Annotated in this window: 14 protein-coding genes and 2 tRNA genes; 10 read left to right on the plus strand and 6 right to left on the minus strand. The window is 65.2% G+C overall.

Translation table 11 applies throughout. From position 1 onward, the window contains the following. Positions 1-163 precede the first annotated feature (163 nt). On the plus strand, positions 164-856 hold the full coding sequence (locus DN388_RS01120) for a DUF1266 domain-containing protein (RefSeq protein ID WP_043860023.1): 693 nt from the start codon (positions 164-166) through the stop codon (positions 854-856). Continuing rightward, positions 853-3567, plus strand: a complete 2715-nt coding sequence (locus DN388_RS01125) for a molecular chaperone DnaJ (protein WP_254996444.1) — start codon at positions 853-855, stop codon at positions 3565-3567. The genes DN388_RS01120 and DN388_RS01125 overlap by 4 nt, the downstream gene beginning before the upstream one ends. Here the strand turns inward: DN388_RS01125 and DN388_RS01130 are convergent. Then, positions 3564-5255: a molecular chaperone HscC gene (locus DN388_RS01130; RefSeq protein WP_054914674.1), complete on the minus strand. Its 1692-nt coding sequence runs from the start codon at positions 5253-5255 to the stop codon at positions 3564-3566. The two genes, DN388_RS01125 and DN388_RS01130, sit on opposite strands and share 4 nt — an antisense overlap. A 206-nt stretch (positions 5256-5461) precedes the next feature. Between DN388_RS01130 and DN388_RS01135 the strand changes: the two genes are divergently transcribed. From DN388_RS01135 to DN388_RS01145, 3 genes are all read left to right on the plus strand, one after another. Next, positions 5462-5986: a sigma-70 family RNA polymerase sigma factor gene (locus tag DN388_RS01135; RefSeq protein ID WP_043860021.1), complete on the plus strand. Its 525-nt coding sequence runs from the start codon at positions 5462-5464 to the stop codon at positions 5984-5986. A 44-nt stretch (positions 5987-6030) separates the two neighbouring features. Beyond that, positions 6031-6993, plus strand: coding sequence for a FecR domain-containing protein (locus tag DN388_RS01140; protein ID WP_043860020.1), 963 nt, complete (start codon positions 6031-6033; stop codon positions 6991-6993). 108 nt (positions 6994-7101) lie between these two features. Then, positions 7102-9567 (plus strand): TonB-dependent siderophore receptor, encoded by a 2466-nt coding sequence (locus tag DN388_RS01145; RefSeq protein WP_254996448.1) that lies wholly within the window; start codon positions 7102-7104, stop codon positions 9565-9567. A 163-nt stretch (positions 9568-9730) separates the two neighbouring features. On the opposite strand, the gene DN388_RS01150 is transcribed toward DN388_RS01145, so the two are convergent. Then, a tRNA-Asp gene (locus tag DN388_RS01150) sits at positions 9731-9807 on the minus strand. Between the two features lie 16 nt (positions 9808-9823). Continuing rightward, positions 9824-9899 (minus strand) — tRNA-Val (locus DN388_RS01155). A 159-nt stretch (positions 9900-10058) separates the two neighbouring features. Here DN388_RS01155 and rdgC point away from each other — a divergent pair. The 3 genes from rdgC to sugE all read left to right on the plus strand — a co-directional run bounded on the left by rdgC (position 10059) and on the right by sugE (position 12517). After that, positions 10059-10979: a recombination-associated protein RdgC gene (gene rdgC, locus DN388_RS01160; RefSeq protein WP_043860018.1), complete on the plus strand. Its 921-nt coding sequence runs from the start codon at positions 10059-10061 to the stop codon at positions 10977-10979. 140 nt (positions 10980-11119) lie between these two features. Continuing rightward, a complete protein-coding gene (locus tag DN388_RS01165) occupies positions 11120-12082 on the plus strand; it encodes a bile acid:sodium symporter family protein (RefSeq protein ID WP_043860017.1) in 963 nt (320 codons plus the stop codon). Between the two features lie 117 nt (positions 12083-12199). After that, positions 12200-12517: a quaternary ammonium compound efflux SMR transporter SugE gene (sugE, locus tag DN388_RS01170; RefSeq protein WP_043860016.1), complete on the plus strand. Its 318-nt coding sequence runs from the start codon at positions 12200-12202 to the stop codon at positions 12515-12517. Between the two features lie 15 nt (positions 12518-12532). On the opposite strand, the gene DN388_RS01175 is transcribed toward sugE, so the two are convergent. Continuing rightward, positions 12533-14407: an MFS transporter gene (locus DN388_RS01175; RefSeq protein WP_043860015.1), complete on the minus strand. Its 1875-nt coding sequence runs from the start codon at positions 14405-14407 to the stop codon at positions 12533-12535. 168 nt (positions 14408-14575) lie between these two features. Beyond that, entirely contained in the window at positions 14576-15718 is a 1143-nt protein-coding gene (locus DN388_RS01180) for a TDT family transporter (RefSeq protein WP_254996453.1), read from the minus strand. 174 nt (positions 15719-15892) lie between these two features. On the opposite strand from DN388_RS01180, the gene DN388_RS01185 reads away from it, so the two are divergent. After that, the gene (locus DN388_RS01185; RefSeq protein ID WP_043860013.1) at positions 15893-17071 is read left to right on the plus strand and encodes an MFS transporter; all 1179 of its coding nucleotides are present in this window, start codon (positions 15893-15895) and stop codon (positions 17069-17071) included. Between the two features lie 58 nt (positions 17072-17129). Here DN388_RS01185 and DN388_RS01190 read toward each other — a convergent pair whose 3' ends face one another. Continuing rightward, entirely contained in the window at positions 17130-18323 is a 1194-nt protein-coding gene (locus tag DN388_RS01190) for an MFS transporter (protein ID WP_254996456.1), read from the minus strand. Between the two features lie 90 nt (positions 18324-18413). On the opposite strand from DN388_RS01190, the gene DN388_RS01195 reads away from it, so the two are divergent. Then, the gene (locus DN388_RS01195; RefSeq protein WP_043860011.1) at positions 18414-18959 is read left to right on the plus strand and encodes a TetR/AcrR family transcriptional regulator; all 546 of its coding nucleotides are present in this window, start codon (positions 18414-18416) and stop codon (positions 18957-18959) included. Positions 18960-19034: the final 75 nt, after the last annotated feature.

Here is a 19034-nt window from a genome sequence, read left to right on the forward strand (position 1 = left end):
AAGATCAAAAGCAAAGCAACAGCAAGAGCAAGAAAACCAGCACCGGTAGACACCACTGCCGAAAAAATCTGGATCCAATTGCCCCACCCGCCCCGCCTCTCTACAATCCGCGCCATTACGGTCGACCCCGCCCATTCCCCGTCGACCCCGGAGCCTTCTATTCATGGAAGAGATTGAACAGCACTGGCTGTACGCCCTTTCTGCACCCATGGCCGCCCTCAACGGCGCCAGCCTCACCTCCCCCCGTTATTTCGAAGCCGAAGGGGACCTGGACCTGAAAAAATGGTGGGGCATCAACAACCGCCGCGAGCTGCTCGACATGCTGCGCATGGCCGACACCGGCCACGCCGAAAAACTCAACGATGCCTACTGGCAATACCCTCGCCGCCAACCCAGCCAATGGCAGGCACTGCTTGACGAGCTGGGCCCGCGCGAGCGCGCCAACTATGAATTTGCCGCACGCACCTATGCCGATTGCGGCTTCGGCGGCACCCGCGCCTGGGACCTGGGCCGCATGGGCTACCTGCTGCGCGCCGGTGTGTTCGAGAACCTGATCACCGAGCCCGAAAGCCTCTGGCTGCACAGCCGCCTGGCACTGCGCGCACGCCACTTCTACAACAGCTGGGACACCTACATCGCCGGCTACATGTTCGGCAAATCGCTATGGAACTGCTCCAGCCATGACGACGACGTCTACCCCTACCGTATCGACCGCCAGGGCGCCGAGCACTGGAACCGCTGCATCATCATGAACATGCTCAAGCGCGGCAAGGCACTGTTCGCCAGCCTGCCCTGGGACCTACCACTGGACTACCCGCCCCGGCCCGATTCGCTCGAGGAGGGCACCTGGTCATGAGTTGCTGGATAAAGCTGGGCATCGAGCCCACCAAGGACCAGGACGTCATCCGCGGCGCCTACCGCGCCCGCCTGCCGGAGTTTCACCCCGAAACCGACCCGCAGGGCTTCCAACTGCTGCGCCAGGCCTACGAGCACGCGCTCAAGCTCGCCACCCGCACGGATGACGAAGACGACGAAGAGGACGAGGACGTCGGCGAAGAACAGGCCTACGCAGAACGCCCGCCGCGCCCGCCTCGCGTGCACCCGGTCATCGCCACCTTCGCCCGCATGCTCGCCGACCCGGCCCGGCGCTACAACGTCGATGCCTGGCAGGACTACTTGCGTGAGCTCGACCAGTTGCCCCTCGAAGAACTCGAGGACGTCAGCTGGGAGCTGCTGTGGCGCCTGGAAGAAGCCGGCCAGCTGTCCAATGCCTGCGTGCAGGTGCTGGCCAAGCGCCTGGCCTGGGACAAGCAGTTGCTGCGCCTGGGCTTCGAAGAGGCGCAGGAAGTCGAGACGCTGCTGGCTCGCTTCGCCGCCCCCGACCCGTTCGACATGCGCCTGATGAACGACTGGTCTACGGCCGCGCAGTTGGAAACCCTGTGGTACCTGCGCAGCCTGGACCACCTCTACAACAACCGCCCGCTGTTCGAACTGGCCGCCTTCGCCCGGGAACACACCGTGGTCGCCCTGCCCCCGGACGCCGCACTGGTCGAACGCCTGCTGCTGCAGATCGGCCAGGCCGGGGTGGCCAGCCCGAGCCTGTACGCGCTGTGCGTCGAACGCCAGGCGCTACAACCCGACGATGTCGACGCGCTGTACCAGCTGGCCTGCCAGGCCAGCCTGCTGGGCAAGGAAGAAGAAGCGCTGTCGTGCTGGAGCCGCCTGTGGCTGGAGTTCCGCCACCCGGTGGCCGCCCGCGAGCTGCTGGACCTGTGCACCGCGCACCAGCCGCAACGCCTGCCGCTGATGATCCAGGCCTTCGACCGCCTGGCACCGGTGCGCACCTGGCCCGACGACCTGAGCGAAGACGAACAGACCCTGGGCAGCCCGGCGCAGCGCCCGGAAACCCTGACGCGCTGGTTCCAGGCCGCGCGCCTGGAACTGGACGGCATCGCGGGGCAGTTCGTCGACTGGCGGGCCACCGATGAGCGTGAGCTGGAACTGCTCGCCAGCCTGATCGACGAACACCCGGACCCGGCCCTGCAGCGTCTGTACCGCCACGCCTGGGCCCTGCACTGCGGCGACGCCGCGCTGCTGCAACAGGTGCTCGACGAACCTAAAAGCAGCCACCTGATCGATGAACTGATCCTCGACGGCTTGCGCTACCAGGCCCAACAGCAACTGGCCTGGCTGCAACAGGCGCCGATCCCCCTGGCGATCCAGGCGTTCCTGAACAGCAACTCGCCGCACCCACAACTGCCCGACGTGCTCAAGGACGGCGCCACCACGCTGTGCCGCGACTGGCTGCGCCGCCTGCGCGCCTACGACGGGCGCACCCTGGCCCGCCTGCACGAGACCTTCAGCCCGCGCGCCATGATGCCGGTACCATTCGGCCTGGAGATGCAATGCGAGCTGGGCGCCGCAGGCGTGGTGCTGCCTCCCGCACCGGCCGGCGCCGAGTTGTGGCACTGGCACCGCCAGGCACTGTTCATGCTGGCCCTGGCCCAGGCGCCACAACGCTGGCTGGCGCTGGTGACGCCGAGCATGCTCGACACCCTGCAGTGCCCACCCGGCCATCCGTTGGCAAAGGTCCATACCCTGCTGCTGAACCTGCTGCAGGAACAAGGCAACCTCGATGGGCTGCTGGGCTGGCTGGACAGCCGCGACCCGCTGCAAAAAGCCATTGCCGACAGCCTGCCCGCGCCGGACCAGGCCCTGAGCAGTGCGCGCCTGCCCAGCACGCTGGCGTTGCTGGCCAGCTACCAGAAGGACGAAGAGGCCTTCGCCGACGACCTGCTGGGCATGATGCTGTTCTGGGCGGTGCTCTACCACGACCCGGCACTGGATGCCGAACAGCACCGCGTGTTGCTGCGCACCATGGCCGACATCTCCAGTGAAGAGCCGTGGTTCGAAGCCTTTCGCAGCGGCCTGATCAAGGGCGAGCCGAGCCGGCCGCCGCGCGAGAAGCTCGATGCCTACGGCATGGACAGCGCGGTGTTCTACCAGGTCATGGATACGCTCAAGGGCCTGATCCGCTACGGCCGTGTCGGCGTACCGCGCCTCAAGGTGCTCAAGCAGCTGCAAAAGGCCAAGGATGACCCCAGCACCGGTATCGGCCTGCGCTTTGCGCTGACAGCGGTGTTGTCCTGGAGCGAGCGCCTGCTGCTGGCCCAGGCCGATCTTCAGCCGGTATCGCCCTGGGCCTTCTGGCGCTGGAACACGCGCCTGGGCCGTGGCGCATTCGTCGGCCAGCTGATGTTGTGGTTCTTCGTCACCCTGGTGCTTGCCATCACCTCCAGCGATGCGCCCGAGGCCATGGTCAAGATCGGCCTGGGCCTGGCCCTGCTGTTCGGCACCTGCCTGCGCCGGCTGCACGACATTGGCCACGGGATCGTGGTGATGGTGCTGCTGGCTGCACTGTCGGTAGCGCTGCCGTTCCTGCCGCTGGTGCTGGTGGTGATGCCCGGCGACGTGCTGCCCAACCGCTGGGGCGTGTCGCCGGAGCATCATGACCCCGACGCTCTCAGCGGCGGGCTGCAGGCTGTGCTGCGGCGCCTGATCGGCTAGAGGTTGAGTGCGTCCAGCGCCTCGTTCAACTGCTGGCGCTGGCTGGCGATCAGGCTGGACTGCTGGGTGGCCAGCACCTGGCTGAAGTCGCTCAGCCAGGTGCCGATCTGCTCGCGCTCATCGCCCAGGCACTGCATCCAGGCGCGCTCCAGGCGCGCCGTCAGGGTGCGGTTGGGCAATGCATCGCGCGGGTGGATCTTCAGCCCGGCCAGGCGCTGATGGCTGTTCTGGCGTGCCTCTTCATCCAACCCGGTGGGGCTGCGGTCGATGCTGTGGCTGTGGCGCTTGCCGGTGTCCACCAGGGTCACGTCGACTTCGAGCAGGCCGTTGATGTCGTAACTGAAGCGGATGTCCAGTGACTGGATCTTGTCCATCGGGGTCAGCTCGACGACGAAGCTGTCGATGAAGATGTTGTCACGCACCCACGGCCGCTCACCCTGGTAGACCTCGACGTTGATGGTCTTCTGCTGTTCGTGGGAGGTGTAGAAGCGCTGCACCCGCGAGGTCGGTATCACCGTGTTGCGCTCGATGATCGGCGAGAATACCCCGCTGATGTTGGCGCCGCGGGTGGTCTCGATGCCCAGGGTGTAGGGGCATACGTCGGTCAGGATCAGCTCTTCGATGGCCGAGTCGCGGGCCTTGCAGGCCGCCTGGCTGGCAGCGCCCAGGGCGACGATGGTGTCGGGGTCGAGGTGGCGGTACGGCAGGCGGCCGAACAGCTTGGCCACCATCTGCTGCACCACCGGCATGCGCGTGGCACCGCCCACCAGCACCAGGCTGTCGAGGTCGCGCGGGCTCAGCCGCGCGTCGCGCAGGGCCTGCTCGATGGGCGCGCGCACCCGGCCCAGCAGCGGCTCCCAGATCGTCTGCGCGCCCAGCTCGTCCAGGGTCCACTCGCGGGGCTCGCCGGCCCCCTTCCAGTAGACCGTCTGCGGGCCTTCGCCCAGCTTGCACTTGAGCAGTTCGATGCTGTCGTACAGGCTCGCCAGCGCCTGCGGTTCGACGCTGGACAGGGTCATGCCCCAGTCCTTCAGGCAGGCCTGCAGCAGCGCTTCGGTGAAGTCTTCGCCGCCAAGAAAGTTGTCGCCGGTGGAAGCATGCACCTCGATAAGCGGCAGGGCGTATTCGAGCACAGTGACGTCGAAGGTACCGCCCCCCAGGTCGAAGATGAGGGTGCGCTCGAATTTCTGCTCGTGCAGGCCGTAGGCCATGGCCGCGGCGGTCGGTTCGTTGATCAGGCGCTGCACCTTGAGACCCGCCAGCTCGGCGGCGAACACGGTGCGCTTGCGCTGTTCATCGCTGAAATAGGCCGGCACCGAAATCACCGCCTCGTGCACCGCGCAGCCCAGAAAGGCCTCGGCGTCGTGCTTCAGCGAGCCCAGCACCAGGGCCGAGAGCTCTTCGGGGCTGAATGCCTGCCCGCCCAGCTCCAGGCGCTTTTCGCTGCCCATGAAACGCTTGAATGCCGCGACGCTGCGATCGGGGTGGGTGGTCAATCGCGAACGGGCGGCGCGCCCCACCAGGATGCTGCCGTCGTCATCGATACTGACCACCGAGGGGGTAAGCACCTCGCCAAGGGCATTCGGGATCAGTTGGGCACGGCCTTGCTGCCATACGGCGATCAGGCTGTTGGTGGTGCCCAGGTCAATGCCCAGCAAGGGCGCGGCGGCGGGGGTTGCATCCTGCATATGAGGTCTCTGGCAGTGGTCGTCATCGGCCAGCGGCCGGAGCTCGCCCGGCCTGCTGAAAGGCGCCCTACTTTAACTGAACCCCCCACCTCGACAAACAGCGAATGCACACACGGCGAAAAAGGCCTGACCTGTAAAAAAACATATCTATGATAGTCATTCTCATTTGAGATAAGCTTGCGCATTACGTCGCACGAGCACAATGGATGTCCACCCCAACCTCCGCCGTCAACCCGCTGGTCAGCGCCTTCCAGGAGCATTACGCCGACCTTCTGGCGTTTCTTGCACGGCGCATGGGCAATGTGGAAAAGGCCGCGGACGTGGCCCAGGACACCTACCTGCGACTGGCCAGCCTGTCCGATACGGCGCAGATTCTCGAACCGCGTGCCTTTGTCTTTCGCGTTGCCAGCAACCTTGCCATCGACCGCCTGCGCCAGGAACAGCGACGCTCGGCGCTGCATGACGACGTCAGTGACAACCTGGACGTCTGCGACCCCCTCGCCTCCCCCGAGAAGCAGTTCCTGGCTGCCGAAGCAATCGAACAACTGGACCGCAGCCTGGCCCAGTTGCCCAGCAAGGCGCGCCTGGCACTGTTGCTCAATCGCCTCGAAGGCTTGACCCATGCACAGATCGCCGTGCGCCTGGACGTGTCAGAAAGCACGGTGGGCAAGTACATTGTGCAAGCCATGCGGCACTGCCGCGATTGGCTACGTCAGTCGGAATCTATTTAGAATGCCCGGTACGCCCCCTCTGAAGGTTTCAGCAGCCCCTCATCATGACTAGACCCAACCCTTCCCAACCATCCCCTGTCGAGCTGGAGGATCAGGCCATCGAGCAGTGGGTGATGCTGATGTCGGGGAATGCCAGCGAGTCGGATCATGCCGCGTTTCGCCAGTGGCGACAGCGCAGCCCGGCGCACGAAGCGGCGGCGCGGCTGGCCGAGCAGATGTGGCACGGGGTAGCACAGACGGCCACCGCGCAATCCTTCGTGCCGCCAGCGCCCCAACGCCGTGCAAAACCCTTGCGATGGGCTGCGCTGGCCGCCGGGCTGGCGGTGCTGGCCGTGACCCAGTTGGGGCAGCCAATGAAGGTGTACATGGCCGACCAGTCGACCGCCGTCGGCGAACGCAGGCACCTGGTGCTGGAGGACGGCAGCGAGGTCTGGCTCAACAGCGCCAGCGCACTGTCGGTGCGCTATTCGTCCACGCGTCGCGATATCGACCTGATCAAGGGCGAGGCGCTTTTCCAGGTCAGCAAGAACCCGGCGCGTCCATTCGTGGTGCATGCCGCCGCAGGCACGGCCCAGGCACTGGGCACCCGGTTCGACGTGAACCTGCTCGAACAGCAGGTGCGGGTCGGCGTCAGCGAGGGCGTGGTGCAGGTAACGTCCGGTGGCCAGAGCGCGCGCTTGGAACCGGCCCAGCAACTGGACTATGCCCAGGGCCTGCCACCGTCCTCCACGCGCCCGCTGGACCTGACCAGTGATTCGGCATGGCAGCGCGGCAAGCTGATCTTCAATCGACGCCCACTCGACGAGGTGGTCAGCGAAATCGGGCGCTATGTACCCGGCGCACTGGTGGTGACCGGGCAATTGCCGAGCACGGCGGTGAGCGGGGTGTTCAACCTGGACGACGGTGCGCAGATGTTCAGTACCCTGGCGCGCACCCAACCGCTGCGGGTCGTGCAACTGCCGTGGCTGACCCTGGTGATGAACCGCGAGAGCGTCGAAGAAAAATAAATCCGGATTTTGTTGGCAAGGTTGACGGCAATGAATCGTCGTTGGTTTGAACGCGAATACTTCTCATAAATATCGCTTCTTACCAACATTTGATGACGGACGATTTCAATGCAGGCGCTTTCCAACGCTTTTCCGTTCAGTGGCCGTACCCTGACGCTGGCCATCGCTCTGACCCTGGGTGGCGGGGTGCCGCTGACCCTGCCGCTGGCCCACGCAGCCGAAACCACCACGCGCCTGACCCTGAACCTGGCGCCCCAGGCGCTGGACCGGATGCTCACTCAACTGGCCGACCAGGCCAACGTACGTCTGGTGTTCAACTCCAGCGACCTGTCTGGCCGGTCCGGCCCGGCCCTGCAGGGTGCCTTTACCCTGGCCCAGGCCCTGGACCGGTTGCTGCAGGGTAGCGGCCATACCTGGCAGTTGCTGGACGGTCAGACCCTGTTGCTGGAAAAACTGCCTGCTGCCGATGCGTCCGTGGTGCTGGGCGCCACCAACATCGACAGCCGCGCAACCGAATCGGCCTACGGCCCGGTCGACGGGATCGTGGCCAAGCGCAGCGCCACCGGCTCCAAGACCGACACGGCCCTGAGCGAGATCCCGCAGACGATCAACGTCATCACCCAGGACGAAGTGAAGATGCGCGGCGCCCAGTCGGTCACCGAGGCCCTGCGCTACACCGCCGGCATGACCGGTGGCGGCTTCGCCGACCGGGTGAAGGTGTTCGATGAACCCACCTCCCGCGGCTTCTCCCCCACCCCGCTGTACCTGGACGGCCTGCACCTGCCCTACAGCGGCGGCAGCACGGGTGGCTCGCTGCAGATCGACCCCTACACCCTGGAGCGCATCGAAGTGCTCAAGGGCCCGGCGTCGGTGCTGTATGGCCAGAACCAGCCGGGCGGCATCGTCAACATGGTGAGCAAGCGCCCCACCGCCACGCCGCTGCATGAAGTGGTCATCGGTGGCGGCAGCTACGATCGCAAGTACGGGGCCTTCGACCTCGGAGGCCCGATCGACGATCAGGGTCAGTTCCTCTATCGCCTGACCGGCGTGGTCAACGACAGCAACTCGCAGATCGACTACGCCGACCAGAACCGCATGCTGCTGGCGCCCAGCCTGACCTGGCTGGCCAACGAGCGCACCACCGTCACGGTGTTCGGCCAGTACCAGAAAGACCGCGACACCCCGGAAGCCCAGGGCCTGCCGGCCAAGGGCACGGTGTACAGCACCGCCAACGGGCGCATCAGCCGCAGCCTGTTCATCGGCGAGCCGGGCCTGAACAAATATGACCGCGAGCAGTTCGTGGTCGGCTACGAGATCGCCCACGAGCTCAACGACACCTGGACCCTCAAGCAGAACGCACGCTACGCCGACCTCGACGACCGCTACGTCGCGCCACTGCACGGCTATTCATTCGGCCCCAACCCGGTCACCGGCGCCAACGACTTCAGCTACCAGGCAGACCGCTTCGGGGTGGACTGGGCGCAGCACAACCGGGTCTACGGCATCGATAGCACCGCCCAGGCCAAGTTCAAGACCGGCGAGCTGGACCACACCCTGCTGCTGGGGGTGGACTACTACCACTTCAACTCCGAGTTCCTCGGCCGATACGACCGTCGCGGCCCGGGCATCGACCTGTACAAGCCGGTCTACGGCAGCAAGTTCACCTTCACCCAGCCTTACCGCTGGGACAACACCATTACCCAGACCGGCCTGTATGCCCAGGATCAACTGCTGTGGAACAAATGGTTCCTGACCGTGGGCGGCCGCTATGACTTTGCCGAAACCGACAACAAGACGCCGCTCAACGGCGGCCACACCAACCAGAAGGATGAAAAGTTCACCGCGCGTGCGGGGCTGGGCTACTCGTTCGACAACGGTGTGACGCCCTACGTGAGTTACGCCGAGTCGTTTTTGCCGCTGTCCGGTGTCGACGCCAACGGTTCGGGTTTCGACCCCACCAACGGCAAGCAGTATGAAGTGGGCATCAAGTACGAGCCCAGGTCGATCGACGGTTTCATCCAGCTGTCCGCCTACCAGATCGACCAGGACAACATGCTGACCAACGACCGCGACGACCCGAGCCTGAGCGTGCAGAGCGGCTCGGTGCGTTCGCGTGGTGTCGAGCTGGAAGGCAAGGTCAATGTCACCGACAACCTGAGCGTGCTGGCTGCGGTATCACGCAACCAGATCAAGTGGCGCAGCATCAACGACGGCCGCGAAGGCCGTACCCTGGCCATGCAGCCACCGCTGACCGCTTCGGCGTGGGTCAACTACGACTTCGACGTTTCCACCGTACTGGCCGGGTTCGGTGTGGGCCTGGGCGCGCGCTACGTGCGCAGCAGCTACGGTTCGGACTACGTGGGCGACTCTTTCCAGATTCCGTCCTACACCGTGTATGACGCCATGGTGTCCTATGACCTGGAAAAATCGCCGCTGCACGTCAAGGGCGTGAAGCTCAAGGCCAACCTGCAGAACCTCACGGACGAGAAGTACGTGGCGGCCTGCAATGGCGGGCTGGACTGCTATTACGGCGAAGGCCGCACCCTGAGTGCAGATGTGACCTACAACTGGTAAGACGGCGCGAGGCTGTCTGGAAAAGGCGCCCTCAGCGGCGCCTTTTTCGTTGTTGGAGGGGGATGCATGGCAGGCGCGGCCAAACGCCAGGCACAAAAAAAGCGACCCTAGGGTCGCTTCGTTTGTGGCTTCAGGGAGTTCAGTGGGCCCTGAAGCTAATATATGGCGCAGCGGACGGGACTCGAACCCGCGACCCCCGGCGTGACAGGCCGGTATTCTAACCGACTGAACTACCGCTGCGCGATACACTGAGAAGTGGTGGGTGATGACGGGATCGAACCGCCGACCCTCTGCTTGTAAGGCAGATGCTCTCCCGGCTGAGCTAATCACCCTTCGTCTCGGTGTGGCGCGCATTCTACGGAGCACCTCACACTCTGGCAAGCACTTTTTTAAAATTATTTTTCAGGCCTTCCAATGACTTAGCGGGCTTGGCCTGAACACGCCGCTCGGAGAATAATGCCCTCCTTATGTACCGAGGAGAGATGCACCCCATGTGGTTCAAAAACCTGCTGCCCTACCGCCTTACCCAGGACATCCAGTTCGACGCCGAGGCGTTGGAAACCGCACTGGCCAGCAAGCCGGCGCGCCCCTGTGCCAGCCAGGAGTTGACCACCTACGGTTTCGTCGCGCCCTTCGGCAAGGGCGAAGATGCGCCCCTGGTGCATGTCAGTGGCGACTTCATGCTGATCGCGGCACGCAAGGAAGAACGCATCCTGCCCGGCAGCGTGGTGCGTGACGCGGTCAAGGAGAAGATCGACGAGATCGAAGCCGAGCAGATGCGCAAGGTCTACAAGAAGGAGCGCGACCAGATCAAGGACGAGATCATCCAGGCCTTCCTGCCCCGCGCCTTTATCCGTCGTTCGATGATCTTCGCCGCCATCGCGCCCAAGCAGGGCCTGATCCTGGTCAACTCGGCCAGCGCCAAGCGTGCCGAGGACCTGCTGTCGACCCTGCGTGAAGTGATGGGCTCATTGCCGGTGCGCCCGGTGACCGTGAAGATCGCCCCGAGCGCGACCCTGACCGACTGGGTCAAGTCGCAGAAGGCTGCGCCCGACTTCTATGTGCTGGACGAGTGCGAGCTGCGCGACACCCACGAAGACGGCGGCATCGTACGCTGCAAGCGCCAGGACCTGACCAGCGACGAGATCCAGCTGCACCTGGGTACCGGCAAGGTGGTGACGCAGCTGTCGCTGGCCTGGCAGGACAAGCTGTCGTTCGTGCTGGACGACAAGATGGTGATCAAGCGCCTGAAGTTCGAAGAGCTGCTGCAGGACCAGGCCGAGGAAGACGGCGGCGAAGAGGCCCTTGGCCAGCTCGATGCCAGCTTCACCCTGATGATGCTGACCTTCGGCGACTTCCTGCCGGCGCTGTTCGAAGCGCTGGGTGGAGAGGAGATCCCGCAGGGGGTCTGATCGTCTGCTCTCTATATAGCTATGTAGAGGCCTTGCGGGCCTCATCGCGGGTCAAGCCCGCTCCTACAGGGTCGCTGCAATCCTTGTGGGAGCGGGCTTGACCCGCGATGGGGCCGCCGATAATAAAAAAGGAGTCCCCCATGCGCGCCCTCGCCGCCCTCAGCCGCTTCGTCGGCAATACATTCGCCTGGTGGGTGCTGCTGTTTGCCCTCCTGGCCTTCTTCCAACCCGCCTGGTTCATCGGCCTCAAGGTCGCCATCGTGCCGCTGCTGGGCCTGGTGATGTTCGGCATGGGCCTGACCCTCAAGGTCGAAGACTTCGCCGCCGTGTTCCGCCAGCCCTGGCGCGTGGCCCTGGGCGTGGTCGCCCACTTCGTGATCATGCCGGGCGTGGCCTGGCTGCTGTGCCAGCTGTTCCACCTGCCCGCCGAAATCGCCGTGGGCGTGATCCTGGTCGGCTGCTGCCCAAGCGGTACTTCCTCCAATGTGATGGCGTGGCTGGCCAAGGGCGACCTGGCCCTGGCCGTGGCGATAGCCGCCGTCACCACCCTGCTCGCCCCGCTGCTGACCCCCGCGCTCATCTGGCTGCTGGCCTCGGCGTGGCTGCCGGTCTCGTTCATGGAGATGTTCTGGTCGATCCTGCAACTGGTGATGCTGCCGATCGTGCTCGGCGTGCTCGCCCAGCGCCTGCTCGGCCCGCGCGTACACCTGGCGGTGCAGGTGCTGCCGCTGGTGTCGGTGGTGAGCATCGTGCTGATCGTGTGCGCGGTGGTGGCGGCCAGCCAGGCCAAGATCGCCGAATCGGGCCTGCTGATCATGGCGGTGGTGATCCTGCACAACACCTTCGGGTTCGCCCTGGGCTACGTCACCGGCAAGCTGTTCAAGCTGCCGCTGGCCCAGCGCAAATCCCTGGCGCTGGAAGTCGGCATGCAGAACTCCGGGCTGGGCGCGGCACTGGCCAGTGCGCACTTCTCGCCCCTGGCGGCGGTGCCCAGCGCGCTGTTCAGCGTGTGGCACAACATCTCCGGTGCGCTACTCTCGACCTGGTTCCGGCGCATGGAAGAACCCGTCGCCGAAACGGCAGCGGTCGACGCCACGCGTTGACCGCCACTTGCCCCCCGGCAAGGAAATGTGCACTATAGTGCGCACTGTGAGGACGACCTCACGACGCACCGCGTGACCGATCCGGGGACGGCCCCATCAACAGATGGAGTACTGCGCATGTCCTGGATCATCCTGTTTTTCGCAGGCCTGTTCGAAGTCGGCTGGGCCATCGGCCTCAAATACACCGACGGCTTCACCCGCCCCCTGCCCACTGTGCTCACGGTTGCCGCCATGGCGGTCAGCCTCGGCCTGCTCGGCCTTGCCATGAAGGAACTGCCGCTGGGCACCGCCTATGCGATCTGGACCGGTGTGGGCGCAGTGGGTACGGTGATCGCCGGGATCATCCTGTTTGGCGAATCCATGGCGTTGATGCGCCTGGCCAGCGTGGCACTGATCATCATCGGCCTGGTGGGGCTCAAGGTCAGCGCCAGCTGACCCTGGCCCCCGCGCCTAGCGCCAGGTGCCGCGTAGTTCGCTGACCCGCTCGCGCAACAGCGCCGGTTGCGCCGTTTCCACCGGTACGGCGCTACCGGCCACCAGGGTCACCCGCGACCACAGGCGCCGGAAAAACCCCTTGGCCGGGTCACGGCTGAAGAAACTCCCCCACAGACCCTGCAGCGCCAACGGAATCACCGGCACCGGGGTGCGCTCCAGAATCAGGCTCAATCCGCCCTTGAATGCATCGATCTCGCCATCGGAGGTCAGCTTGCCTTCCGGGAAGATGCACACCAGCTCGCCGTCGGCCAGGTAGGCGGCAATTTTCTCGAACGCACGCTCGTAGGTCGGCAGGTCTTCGTTGCGCCCGGCAATCGGGATCGCCCCCGCAGTACGGAAGATGAAATTGAGCACCGGCAGGCGGTAGATCTTGTAGTACATGACAAAGCGGATCGGCCGGCGCACGGCCCCGGCAATCAGCAGCGCATCGACGAACGACACGTGGTTGCACACCAGCAGCGCCGCGCCTTCATCCGGGATCTTGTCCAGGTCGCGGTGTTCGACGCGGTACATGGAATGGCTGAGCAGCCAGATCATGAAGCGCATGCTGAACTCGGGCACGATGCGGAAGATGTAGGTGTTGACCGCGATATTGAGCAGCGACACCACCAGAAACAGCTGCGGGATACTCAGCTTGGCCAGCCCCAGCAACAGCATGGTGACCACGGCCGAGACCACCATGAACAGTGCATTGAGGATGTTGTTGGCCGCGATCACCCGGGCACGCTCGTCTTCGGGGGTGCGCGACTGGATCAGCGCGTACAGCGGCACGATGTAGAAACCACCGAAAACACCCAGGCCCATGATCGACAGCAGGATCCACCAGGCCTTGCTCATGCCCAGCAGGGCGAGCCAGTCATACGGCGCGCCGGCGGCCGGGATATCCCCCGAATGCCACCACCACAGCAGGCCGAACACCGTCAGGCCGAACGATCCGAACGGCACCAGGCCGATCTCCACCTTGCGCCCGCTGAGGCGCTCGCACAGCAGCGACCCCACCGCGATGCCCACCGAGAACAGCGTGAGAATCAGCGTGACCACGGTTTCGTCGCCGTGCATCCACTCCTGGGCATAGGCCGGGATCTGCGTGAGGTAGATGGCACCGACAAACCAGAACCACGAGTTGCCCACGATCGAGCGCGATACCGCCGGGGTCTGTTTCAGGCCCATGCGCAGGGTCGCGACGGTCTGGCTGAAGATGTTCCATTGCAGCTTGAGTTGCGGCGACGAGGCCGCGGCACGGGGGATTGCGCGGCTGGCCAGGTAGCCCAGCACCGCCACCAGCACCACCGCGCTGGCCACGATGGGCGCGTAGTGGGTGCTGGACATCATCACCCCGGCGCCGATGGTGCCGGCCAGGATCGCCAGGAAGGTACCCATCTCCACCAGGCCGTTGCCGCCCACCAGCTCCTCTTCGCGCAGGGCCTGGGGCAGGATCGAGTACTTGACCGGGCCGAACAGTGCCGAATGGGTCCCCATGGCGAACAGCGCCACCAGCATCATCCACAGGTGGTTATAGAGAAAGCCCGCGGCGCCCACGCCCATGATGACGATCTCGGCCAGCTTGATGGTGCGGATCAGCGCATCCTTGGCGAACTTTTCGCCGAACTGGCCGGCCAGGGCCGAGAACAGGAAGAACGGCAGGATGAACAGCAGCGCGCAGAGGTTGACCAGCATCGTGCCGTCGCCGCCCAGGCTGAGCTTGTAGAGAATGGCCAGGATCAGCGATTGCTTGAACAGGTTGTCGTTGAACGCCCCCAGCGACTGGGTGACGAAAAACGGCAGAAAGCGCCGTTTTTGCAGCAGGGCAAACTGTGAGGGGTGACTCATCGTCCAGGGTCCTGAGTGGGGCTTTGTTATTGGAGGAAGCCAGCCCGCAAAAAGCCACAGATGCACGGGTAAATGCAAGCCACTGCATGAACCGCTTCGCCGACAAGGCCTTCTAGCGCCAGCAAAACCCTGCCGGAGCCGGCCTTGCCGGCGAAACTGCCACCCTTGTCACTTGCCCGTGCACCCCGCAATGCACGGCGACACGAACAGTTCGCCACGCCAGGCCCCCGCCAGGGTACGGCTGGCCACCACCAGCCACAGCCCTGCCAGCGCCACCACCAGCACGTGGCCCATCACCGTGAAGAACCCCAACTGCAGCCACGCCGCCAGCTTCAACGTGGCCAGGGCATACACCCCCAGCGGAAAGGTGAAGCCCCACCAGCCCAGGTTGAACGGCATGCCATCGCGCAGATGGCGCAGCGTGATCAACACGGCAGTGAGCAACCACCACAGCCCCGCGCCCCACAGCACGATACCGGCCACCAGCCCCAGCCCGCGGGCAATCTCGCCCAGGCTGCCCAGGCCATTGGCAGCGAAGATCGCGGGTGCATCACTGCCCAGCAACATCATGCCCAGGGCACCGGTGCCGATCGGCCCGAGTGCCAGCCAGCTCGAAGCGGCCATGCTCGCCTGGGGCAGCTTGTGCAGCGCCATGCGCAGGGTGAGGATGGTCAGGATGCTGAACGCCACCGGCAACGACACCGCCCACAGCACATAGCTGGTGATCAGTACCTGGAACTGGCGATGGACGTCCGTCAGGTGCGGGGCCAGCAGGCCGCCGCTGGCCGCGGCCACTTCGGCCGCCACCACCGGCAGCAGCCATACCGCGGTCATCTGGTCGATGCTGTGCTCCTGGCGGGTGAACATCAGGTAAGGGATCGCCACCCCGCACAGCAGCGCCAGGGCCACGTCCAGCCACCACAACGCCTCGACCCACGGCAGCACCCCCGTGCCCCACCGCTCGACTCCGAATACCAGCGCCCCATTGAGAATGGTCGCCAGGCCCATGGGGATGGTGCCGAAAAACATCGAGACCGTGGAATGCGCGAAAATCCGCCGCGCCTCATCGAAGAACATCACCCAGCGCGCGGTGTAGAGCACGCTGAACAGCACGAACAGGCCAATGGTCAGCAGCCACAGCGCCTCGGCCATACCCGACAACCCCGGCACCGCCTGCCGCAGCGCCAGCGCCAGCACGCCGGTGCCCATGGTCGCGGCGAACCAGTTGGGGGTGAACTGTCGGATCACCTCGCGCGGGTGAGCCAGGCGGCTCAGCGGGCGCAAGGGGTGGGCTATCTTGCTGCAGGTCATGGTGTCGGTCTCCTGTCCTCCGGTGAGGTGAAATCGATGTTACAACCCTATGGAATATCGATATAACGGGTAATATCTCTAACTGTTATCTGTTTTACCTATATATAAGCCGTTCGCGAGCCTTTCAAGGCTGACGTATGCTGGCGGCTGACCTCACCGGACAAGGACGTGAACATGCTCGAAAGCCTGCGGGGCTATGGCGCCGAGGTTCGCCTGCTGCTGTGCACCACCTTCGTGCTGACCCTGGCGCGGGCCATCACCCTGCCGTACCTGGTGGTGTACCTGTCGGAGCACTTCGCCCTGGGCATCAGCGCCATCGGCCTGATGATCGGCGGTGCACTGATCGTCGGCTCGCTGCTGAGCCTGTACGGCGGCTACCTGATCGACACCCTGCGCAGCTACACGGTGATCGTGTTCTCCACCCTGGCCTTCGCCCTGGCGTTCTTCGTGGCCGTGGCCAGCCGGCAACTGGGGATGCTGTTTGCCTGCCTGGTGGTGATCAACCTCACCCTGGCAGTGGTGGACATTGCCGCCAAGGCCGGCTTCTGCGCGCTGTTGCCAGTGCAGGCACGCGGCGAGGTGTTCTCGATCAAGTACACCCTGAGCAACGTCGCCTATGCCGTCGGGCCTTTTGTGGGGGTGGCGCTGGTGCTATTGGATGACCGGCTGCCGTTCGTGCTGTCGGCATTGCTGGGGCTGGGCATGTGCCTGAGCTATCAACGCCGGGGCGAGCGTGCTGCACGCGCCGGGCTCGGCGGGCCGACGCTGGGCCTGCTGGCGGTCGGCAGGCACCTGCTCGGCGATCGGCGCCTGGTGTACTTCACCCTGGGCGGCGCGCTCAGTGCGGTGGTGTTCGGCCAGTTCACGGCCTACCTGTCGCAGTACCTGGTGACCACCACATCGGCCATCCAGGCCAACCAGACCGTCAGCTACCTGGTGGCGACCAACGCCATCACGGTGATCGCCCTGCAATACGCCATCGGCCGGCGCATCGGCAGTCGCCAGCTGATGCCCTGGCTGCTGGCCGGGATGCTGCTGTTCGTGATCGGGTTGCTGGGGTTCTCGCTGGCGCAGACATTGTGGGTGTGGTGCCTGGCGATGCTGGTGTTCACATTGGGCGAGATCATCGTGATCCCGGCCGAATACATGTTCATCGACAGCATTGCCCCGGAGCACCTGCGCGGGGTGTATTACGGCGCACAGAACCTGTCCAACCTGGGGGCAGCGCTGGGGCCGGTGCTGTGCGGGTTTGCGCTGGCACACCTGATGCCGACAGCGATGTTCTACCTGATGATGCTGTCGGTGGGGCTTGCGGGGCTGTTCTATTGCCTGGGGGCACGGCGCCAGGCCTGAAGGCCGGCGCCGACAAAGATCCACGCTGCTCTTGCCGCAAAACACACCACCACCGAGATCAGATAGATCGCGCTCCGCGCATCGCCGGCAGGTTCAACACCCCCGCCACCGCGCACAACCCGACCAGCACCAGCGCATACACCTCGCTGGTGACCACCAGCCCGAACTGGCGCACCATCAACCCGGCCGCCAGCGCGGGCACACAGAACGCCAGGTAGCTCAGCACGTAGAACGTGGCCATCAAGCCCGCCCGTTCATGGGCCTCGGCCAGTGGCAGGGTACTGCGCAACGCACCCAGAAACCCCGCACCAAAGCCGCTGCCCGCCACCAGCGTGGCGGCGAAGAACAGCACCAGGCTGGCGTTGTACAGCGCCAGCAGAATCAGCCCCACCCCGCCGGCCAGCAGCCCGGTGCCCAGCGCCAGCACCTGCTGTGCCGGGCGCAGGCGCAGCCGATAGATCGCCAGCGCACCACTGAGGGTCAGGGTCGCCACCAGCGCGCCACCGACCAGGCTTGAGCCCAGGCCGCTCACCTCCCGCACCAGCGACGGCCCCAGTGAGAGGAAGAACCCGCCAAGCGCCCACACCGCAATGTTAACCGGCAGCATGCGCCACACCGCGCCACGCGCCTGAGGCGGCACCAGCAGGCTCGGACGCAGGGCGCGCAGCGCGCCCGGCTGGCGGCTGACGCTCTCCGGCAAACGCCACACCAGCAGCGCCAGCACCACGAACAGCGCCAGCAGCACCCCATACACAAGGCGCAGCGGCCACGGCGCGAACTCCACCAGCACGCTGGTGCCCAGCGCCCCGCAGGCCATGCCCAGCAGCGGCGCCAGGCTGTTGACCAACGGCCCCTGTTCGCGGTCGGTATCGAGCAGCGCGGCGCCCAGCACACTGGTGGCCATGCCGGTGGCAAAGCCTTGCAGCAACCGCGCCGCAAGCAGCCAGGGCACCGACTCGGCCTGGATGAACAGCAGCATCGCCACGCTCTCGAGCAGCAACGACACGAAGATCACCGGCCGGCGCCCCAGGTAATCGGACAGCGACCCCACCGTCAGCAACGCCGCCAGCAGGCTCAAGGCATACACCGCAAACACCAGGGTCAGGGTTGCCGGCGAAAACTGCCACGCATGCTGATACAGCTGGTACAACGGCGTCGGCGCACTCGAAGCCGCCAGAAACCCGAGCAGCGCGACGGCCAGGTACACCAGCCGCAAACGCGCCGACGCCGGACGGCTGAACAATCCGATCATGTGCTTTCTCCACTAAAGCTAACCGTTAGCTTTTGTGCAGTCTGCGCGCCCTTAATCCTTAACGCAAACCCTTTGTGTTAAGGTCGCGCCATGGCGATCAAAGAAGGTATTCGCACGGGCGGTCGCAGCGCCCGTGTCCAGCAATCGGTGCACAGCGCCGTGCGGGCCCTGCTCCAGGAGCAGGACCGCGCGAGCCTGACCGTGCCCATGGTGGCCGCACGTGCCGGCGTCACCCCCTCGACCATCTACCGGCGCTGGGGTGAACTGGCGGCGCTGCTGGCCGACGTGGCGGTGGAGCGCCTGCACCCCGACAGTGAACCCCTCGACACCGGCACCTTGCGCGGCGACCTGCTGGCCTGGGCCGAGCAGTACCTGGACGAGATGAGCTCCGAGCCCGGCCGACACATGATGCGCGACGTGCTCAGCAGCGCCTGCCCCGGCTACTGCACCACCCTGCTGCGCGGCCAGCTGCAGACCCTGCTGGACCGCGCGCAACAGCGTGGCGAAGCCGGCCCCGGGGTGGAACGGCTGCTCGACCTGCTGGTGGCTCCCACGGTGTTTCGCATACTGTTCGCCGAAGCGCCCCCGAGCCTGCAGCAGCTGCATGAACTGGTCGAACTGGCCCTGCGCGACTGAGCACTGCGACGCTCTGCCACTGCGACCTTCGTCGGCGCTGACGAAGTGAGAACGGCGTGCCAGACTGATTGATCG

Origin of the sequence: Pseudomonas sp. S12(2018), from assembly GCF_024355235.1 — a bacterium.
GTDB classification, from domain to species: domain Bacteria; phylum Pseudomonadota; class Gammaproteobacteria; order Pseudomonadales; family Pseudomonadaceae; genus Aquipseudomonas; species Aquipseudomonas palmensis.